This is a genomic window from Haloferax sp. s1 (assembly GCF_058382125.1).
In genome coordinates, this window is record NZ_JBZRPK010000434.1 from 1 (window position 1) to 4,576 (window position 4,576).

6 protein-coding genes are annotated in these 4,576 nt (G+C 58.9%); 2 read left to right on the forward strand and 4 right to left on the reverse strand.

Features of this window, described 5'->3' with window-relative positions:
• The 4 genes from QT222_RS06025 to QT222_RS06040 form a co-directional block, all read right to left on the reverse strand.
• Positions 1-810 (reverse strand): Nramp family divalent metal transporter (locus QT222_RS06025; RefSeq protein WP_491476632.1); only part of this gene is annotated, 810 nt, incomplete at its 3' end.
• A gap of 127 nt (positions 811-937) precedes the next feature.
• The gene (locus tag QT222_RS06030) at positions 938-1,483 is read right to left on the reverse strand and encodes a ribbon-helix-helix protein, CopG family (protein WP_491476633.1); all 546 of its coding nucleotides are present in this window, start codon (positions 1,481-1,483) and stop codon (positions 938-940) included.
• A 90-nt stretch (positions 1,484-1,573) separates the two neighbouring features.
• The gene (locus QT222_RS06035; protein ID WP_491476634.1) at positions 1,574-2,302 is read right to left on the reverse strand and encodes a hypothetical protein; all 729 of its coding nucleotides are present in this window, start codon (positions 2,300-2,302) and stop codon (positions 1,574-1,576) included.
• 181 nt (positions 2,303-2,483) lie between these two features.
• Positions 2,484-3,101, reverse strand: coding sequence for a hypothetical protein (locus QT222_RS06040; protein WP_004060921.1), 618 nt, complete (start codon positions 3,099-3,101; stop codon positions 2,484-2,486).
• A 288-nt stretch (positions 3,102-3,389) separates the two neighbouring features.
• Here QT222_RS06040 and QT222_RS06045 point away from each other — a divergent pair, with 288 nt between their 5' ends.
• The gene (locus tag QT222_RS06045) at positions 3,390-3,629 is read left to right on the forward strand and encodes a DUF7120 family protein (protein WP_004060920.1); all 240 of its coding nucleotides are present in this window, start codon (positions 3,390-3,392) and stop codon (positions 3,627-3,629) included.
• Between the two features lie 554 nt (positions 3,630-4,183).
• A partial coding sequence (locus QT222_RS06050) for a Gfo/Idh/MocA family protein (RefSeq protein WP_491476635.1) occupies positions 4,184-4,576 on the forward strand: 393 nt, incomplete at its 3' end.

Genomic DNA, 4,576 nt, shown 5'->3' on the forward strand with positions numbered 1-4,576 from the left:
GGTCCCGCGGGGGGTGTCGTTTTGTGCGGCCGCCGCGCCCGCGTTCTGGTTTGCCGGGCCGGGGGGGACCGCGGCGGGGGCGGTCAGGGGGATGGCGGGGGTGATGAGACCGCCGATGACGATAGAGAGGATGGTGTCGGCGCGCGATTCGTTCAGTTCGGACGGGCCGGACCACCGCTCTTGGACGCTTCCGGCGTGCAAAAAGAGGTTGTAGCCGACGACGGTCGTCCCGATAAGACCGGTGATGAGGAACTCCGACCCGTTCGGGACGCTCGGAACGAACCCGCCGGCGAGCGCGCCGAGGTCGGGACCGATGATGATGGCGTCGATGAGGAACGAAACCGCCATTATCGAGACGAGACCCACGAGCGCCTTCTCGATGAGTTTGTACTTGCCAGTCCAAAGCAGCGACCCAGCGAAGAGGCCCATAACTGGTCCCCAGATGTTGGCGCTTACTCCTGTGAGACCTTCGAGACCGGCCGCACCACCGAGGATATTCCCGGTCTCGTAGGCGGCGGTGCCGATACCGATTGCACTCACGACGAGAACGATACTGAGCATCGACATCGTGGGGTTGTCGAACTGGCCACGGAGCGCTTCACCGAGCCCATCGCCCGAAACGAGACCGAGTCGGGCGCTCATTTCTTGGAGTACGATAGTCGCGATTATCGAGAAGGCGATTGTCCAGATGAGTGCGTAGCCGAACCGCGCACCAGTTACACTGGCTGTCGTGACGGTCCCCGGTCCGATGAACGCGGCGGCGACCATCGCACCGGGCCCGATTGACTTCAGCCGATCTACAATGTTCATGATTCCACCCATGGTGTGCTTTCACAAATCATGGTCCAATATATAAAACCCGCTTGAGAACGCCGTTTACGCGTGGTAGAGGTCGTATGAAGGTGTGTGAAATCGTATGAAGAGAGACGGGCGACTGTCACCGAACCTCGGTGAGTATCGCTTTAGAGACGCCCTCTTCGACCTCGATGTCGAATGGGAGTCGTTGGGTACTCTGTTGGATGAACCACGTCATGAACCACTTGACCGACTCCGTGGGAAAGACGACGTGATACGTGTCTCCTTCGGATGCTCGAACCGTCAGGAAACCACAGAACGAAAGCCAATCGAGTATCTCATCGAGGGAGTCAAACCGTTCTTCGTACTCGTGCGCGTGAAACGAGGCGACACGGTCTGCGGCCTCGACGAACGCCGGGGCCGGTTCGCCCTCTTCGTCCTCTACGTAGTCCAGGAAACAGTGTAAGAAGTCGATGTCGAGGAGCACGTGTTCACCGCTCGAAAGCATCTGATGATAGGATTCGAGGTTGGCACTCGCTTCCGTCGTCGCCGCCTCGAAATTGGCCGTGTAGAACGTGAGCGCGTTCCGAACGATTTCGCTCTGTGGCTTGTCAGTCCGTCTCGAAAGGCTATCGAGAGCGGTTTGCGCATCCTCATCGAGCGAGACCGTGATACGATTCGTCACCATATACCACGTACTTCACCGAGAGAGGGATATGAGGCTTGTCACACGACCACACGGGTTGACACGACGGCTGGGTTCGAACCCGTGGTTCTCTTACTCGAGTGATATCGAGAAGCGACACTTCGCCTCTTGTTTCTCGTCGGCCTCCGATGCGCCGACGGAGAAGTTGGACTCGAAACTGAATTCGCCGACCGGGAGGCACGTCTCTTCTTCACCCTCCTGCTTCGCTGCACCGTAGAGGTCGACGAGTTCGGACCGCGACTCGCCCGGGTCGAGGGAAATCATCTGATACTCCTGTGTTAGGAAGAGAGATTCCTTGAGACGCCAACAGCCGGGGTCCGCGGAGTACTCACTTCCTGCGGGGAGGAGGATGAGTTCGTCCGAGTCGTCTGTAATGTACTTGAAGAAGATGTCCCGCCCCTCACCGGCTTGGACGGCTTCATCGCTCGTGTTAGTCAGCGTGACCCGGACCTGTGGCGGGTGCTCGTCAGTCGTGGCTGTCTTAGTCACTTCGATTGAGTGTTCTATCGGGGCATCCGCAGCCTTGTCCACGTTCGCAAGCGACAGTTCCGGGCTGTGAGCGGGTTGCGTGCCATCGGAAGTGTCGGTCTCGTCCGTGCCAGTCGTCTCGTCTGTGTCGGTTGTGTCGTCCGTATCGGTCATGGTCTCATCCGTCCCAGTCGCGGTGGTATCGGTACTATTTGTGTCGTTGTCCGTGCTGTTAGTAGTGCCGCCTGAACCACCTCCTCCAAGACACCCGGCGGCGAGACCGAGCGAGAGGAGGGCTGTCGAACGGAGCAGAGAGCGCCGTGTTGGGGGCATATAAGGAGATGGTTGTCCGCTGGGTGAATAACCCTACGTGAGAGTCAAATCGCCATTTGAGTCATGTGGCTACCGATGGGAACGACTGGGCAGTGCTTGAGAGGAACAAGCGGGATAGTGCTCCTGAGAGGAACAAGCGGGACAGTGCTCCTGAGAGGAACAAGCGGGACAGTACTGCCGGTCATGGCGCGGTATCACGGTGGTTCTGCCGGTAATACTCCCACTCTGCGTCGGTTCCGTAGTGGACGACGAGTTCACTCGCCGTCTGCTCGGCGATACCCGAGAGTTTCCGAAGGGAAGCGGTGTCTCGCTCGACGACCGCGGCAGCGACGGAGTCAGCGCTCCCGAAATGCTCATAGAGTACCTTTGCCGCTCTGTCTCCGGCGTTCGGGACGGGCGCGCACGCGGCCTGAATACGCGCTTTTTCGGCTCGTTCGTCGATTCGAGAGACCCACGTTTGGACCCAAGACGCGACACTCGCACGCTCGTCATCGGACTGCGGCGTCTCGAACTCGTGGACCGAGTCGTCGACGATACCACCGAAACGAGCAGAGACAGAGAGTCCGCCGGGATGCGGAAGGACGTGGACGCCGGGTGCATCGCCGGATTCGGTCCCAACGAGGACCGCCGGAGTGGACTTCTCGAACCGAAGTGCGAAGTTTGCCGGGCGTGGTTCGCCGGGCGGATAGATGACCCACTCGTCGCCCGGGAGTTCGACCCGCTCAGGGAGCCACCCGAGTTCACCCGTCGCCAGCAGACCCGTGGCACCGTCCATCGCCTCGTCGGTATCGCGTGTCACGTCGTATGTCCTCTGTCGATAGTGTCGCGTTCGACTCGTATCGGTCGGTGGCCGCTCGTTGCGTTGACCGTCCGTGCGGGCCTGTATAATACACGCGGTTGCGAACCTCGCCAAAAATATGATATTAGACGAAGCACCCATCTCTTCGGGCATCCGGCCACGTCGCCCAACTACTTTCAGACGTTGCTTATCAACTTGTTATCAATTCTCAGCAAATCGCCGTAATCATCCGGCATACAGAATACTCACACCCGGTCGCTCAAGTACATCGAGCACGAACCCGTTTCTATGCCAGTCGTAGAAGTCAATCTCCCCGACGAACTGCTCGTCGAGTTCGAACAGCTGGTCGACGAAGAGTTCCTGAGCGAAGAGCAGGCCGTCGAAGAGCTCCTCTCGATGGGAATGGATGCCTACGGTGCACCCGTCGATGACGAGGACGCCGTCCAGTCAGATTTCGTCCAGAGCGCCCAGAACAACCTGTTTGACACTGCCGGAGACCCCGGCGGACTCGACGACGACGTACTCTGAGGCTCGGCATCCGGACCGTATTTTGCGGGTAGTACACCACTATCCAACGAACTCGGACCGTTAGACGCGAGTCGCCAAATCCGTATTCGTCCGGTCAGACACCGACAGGAAGTGTCGGTTCGGACGAACTGTGTACCCACAGCGTGGTCACGGCGGGAACTGAACGTGCGAGCAGGCCGAATCGTATGAAGAACTCGCTGAGGAGGTCTACGTCTCTCTGAGCAGTTCTCGGTGCTTTAAAGCGCTAACTCTACGAGCTGCTCGTTTCGCGGACTGGCTTACCTAGACAGTGCCGTTATAACCTCGTTAATTTCCCGTTCGAAGAATCACAGAACCGACGAGCAGAGAGACAATTCGTTACACAACTCTGCTGAGTCCCCACTCCACACGAGGGGTCGCCCCGAGGGCAAATTTGTCCGTCCGTCGTTCGACGACTCGTCCTCCAAACGGGGTATGTTGCAGTTAACAAAGTAGATTTCAGCCGGATACTTCTTCGATGAGAAACTGCTGGCACGGAACGGACAGGAAGCCGTTTGAAAGGGAGGATAACGAACGTGTCGAAGAACGGTGAGAGCCACCAACAGCGGCCGCTCTCGGTCGGCATCCTCGGTATCGGAAACATCGGGATGGTGCACCTCCAGTCTGCGCTCGCGATGGACGGCATCGAAGTCAGTGCCGTTGCGGATGCGGTCCCCGAGAACAGAGAACTGGCCCATCGGTGGGGAATTCACACCAGCTACGACGACTACGGCGAACTGCTGGAATCGGAATCAATCGACGATACCGTCGTTGCCTTGCCACCGTCCCTCCACCGCGATGCCGCCGAACAGGCCGCAGCGAACGGCTTATACGTCTACGACGAGAAACCCCTCGCGCGCTCAGATTCGGAAGCAGACGCCATGGTCGACGCCGCTGTGGCACAAATCTCCGCAATGGTCGCCCACCAC

Bases quoted from the DNA above. Each gene is read 5' to 3' on its own strand.
- QT222_RS06035 (WP_491476634.1), bottom strand. From the start codon at position 2,302: ATGCCCCCAACACGGCGCTCTCTGCTCCGTTCGACAGCCCTCCTCTCG.
- QT222_RS06045 (WP_004060920.1), top strand. From the start codon at position 3,390: ATGCCAGTCGTAGAAGTCAATCTCCCCGACGAACTGCTCGTCGAGTTC.
- QT222_RS06030 (WP_491476633.1), bottom strand. From the start codon at position 1,483: ATGGTGACGAATCGTATCACGGTCTCGCTCGATGAGGATGCGCAAACC.